Source organism: Dietzia sp. DQ11-38-2, from assembly GCF_014145055.1.
In the GTDB taxonomy this organism is placed as follows: Bacteria; Actinomycetota; Actinomycetes; order Mycobacteriales; family Mycobacteriaceae; genus Dietzia.
Genome location: NZ_JAALDW010000209.1, coordinates 1 through 1,843, shown reverse-complemented (window position 1 = coordinate 1,843; position 1,843 = coordinate 1). Strand labels below are relative to the sequence as shown.

Below are 1,843 nucleotides of genomic sequence, written 5' to 3'. Positions count from 1 at the left end.
CTGTTCCGTGCCGGGCGCGATCCGCGGTGGCCGTACGTGGCCGCGCAGCTCGTGGGCCGGTCCCCCGCTGCCGGTGTTCCCGCGCTCACCGCGGCCGCCGCGCTCGTCCTGGCCGAGGTCGCCGCCAGTCGCGTAGCGGACCACCCCCTCCAGACCGTCGGCGCATCCGTCGAGATCAACCCTGCAGAAGGGCTGTGGAGGAGACTCGAGTGGCCGGCCTCCGAGCGCTGCACCTGCGGCGCGGCGACACAGGGGCATCCTCTGTCATGATTGGAAGCGTGCCCGAACTCCCCCGTACCTCATCCCGCCGAGCAGCTCGCCTCGCAGGCCTGCCCCTGGGAATCGCCGGACGAGCCGCGGGGTCCCTGGGGCGTCGTGCCCTGGGCAGAAGCGATGGTGTATTGACCGAGGAGCTCGCCGACCAGGCGGCCGACCAGGTCTTCGCCGTTCTCGGAGAGCTCAAGGGCGGGGCCATGAAGGTGGGACAGGCCCTCAGTGTGTTCGAGGCCGGAATGCCCGACAAGTACGCCGGGCCGTTCCGCGAGGCGCTCACCAAGCTCCAGGCGGAGGCGCCACCACTTCCCCCCGCGGAGGTGGAGAGGGTCCTCGACACCCAGCTCGGACTGCGGTGGCGGGAGCGGTTCGCGGAGTTCAACACCTCCGCGGCCGCCGCGGCCTCGATCGGTCAGGTCCACCGCGCGGTCTGGTCGGACGGCCGGGAGGTGGCGGTCAAGGTGCAGTACCCCGGGGCCGACGAGGCGCTGCGATCTGATCTGCGTCAACTCCGACGGCTCGCCCCACTCCTGCGACCCCTCACCCCCGGCACCGACGTCAAGGGGGTCATCGACGAGTTGTACGACAGCGCCGTGGCCGAACTCGACTACCGGGGTGAGGCCGACACGCAGCGGGTGTTCGCCGCCGCGTTCCGCGACGATCCGCTGATCCGCGTGCCCGCCGTCCTCGCGTCCGCCCCGAAGGTCCTGGTCACCGAGTGGGCGGAGGGGCGCACGCTCGGCCGGATCGCCGCGAGCGGCACGCAGGACGAGCGCGACCGTGCCGGAGAGCTGCTGACGGAGTTCCAGTTCTGCTCCCCCACCCGCGCCCGGATGATGCACGGGGATCCGCACCCTGGCAACTTCCTTCTCGCCGACGACGGGCGGATGGTGGTGTTGGACTTCGGTGCGTCGCTGCCCCTGCCGGAGGGCATGCCCGCGGCCCTCACCTCGATGATGCGGCTCGCTCTGGCCGGGGAGGCAGACGAGTTGGTCGCCTTGATGGCGCGGTCAGGGTACGTGGGAAGGGGCGGCGTGGAGCCCGAGGACGCGATGTCCTTCCTCGACCCCTTCATCGAACCGATGCGCACTGCCGAGTTCCACTTCGACCGCAAGTGGTTGCAGGGGATCATGGCCGTCTACGGGGACGTCTCCGGCCGGGAGTTCCGGACCTCGCGGTCGTTCACACTGCCCCGCGACTACGTCCTGATCCATCGCGTGCTCTCGGCGTCGGTCGGCATGCTGTGCCAACTCGAGGCCACCGCGCCCTACCGGGAGATCGTCCACCGCTGGATGCCGGAGATCTTCCCCGACGAGGAGTGACCCGCACCGGATCGTCCCGGTTCAGCCCTCCCGCACCAGACGCAGGACCTCGTCGCCGTACTCGCCGAGTTTGTGGGCCCCGATCCCGCCGATGCGCCCCAACGATCTGGTGTCCGCGGGGCGCTCGCGAGCGATCTGCACGAGCGTGTCGTTGGTGAACACCGTGTACGCCGGTTTGCCGATGCGTTCCGAGGTCTCCCTACGCCAGTCCCGTAGCCGCTCGAACAACCCGGTGTCGACCTCGACCG

2 protein-coding genes and 1 pseudogene are annotated in these 1,843 nt (G+C 70.4%); 2 read left to right on the top strand and 1 reads right to left on the bottom strand.

What is annotated here, in order from left to right:
* Together G6026_RS07670 and G6026_RS07665 are read left to right on the top strand one after the other, a co-directional pair.
* Positions 1-270, top strand: a pseudogene (locus tag G6026_RS07670) (hypothetical protein); the annotation flags it as partial.
* 8 nt (positions 271-278) lie between these two features.
* Positions 279-1,595, top strand: a complete 1,317-nt coding sequence (locus G6026_RS07665; RefSeq protein ID WP_107755965.1) for an AarF/ABC1/UbiB kinase family protein — start codon at positions 279-281, stop codon at positions 1,593-1,595.
* Between the two features lie 21 nt (positions 1,596-1,616).
* Here G6026_RS07665 and G6026_RS07660 read toward each other — a convergent pair.
* Positions 1,617-1,843: HRDC domain-containing protein (locus tag G6026_RS07660; protein WP_182612825.1), on the bottom strand; the 227-nt coding region annotated here is incomplete at its 5' end.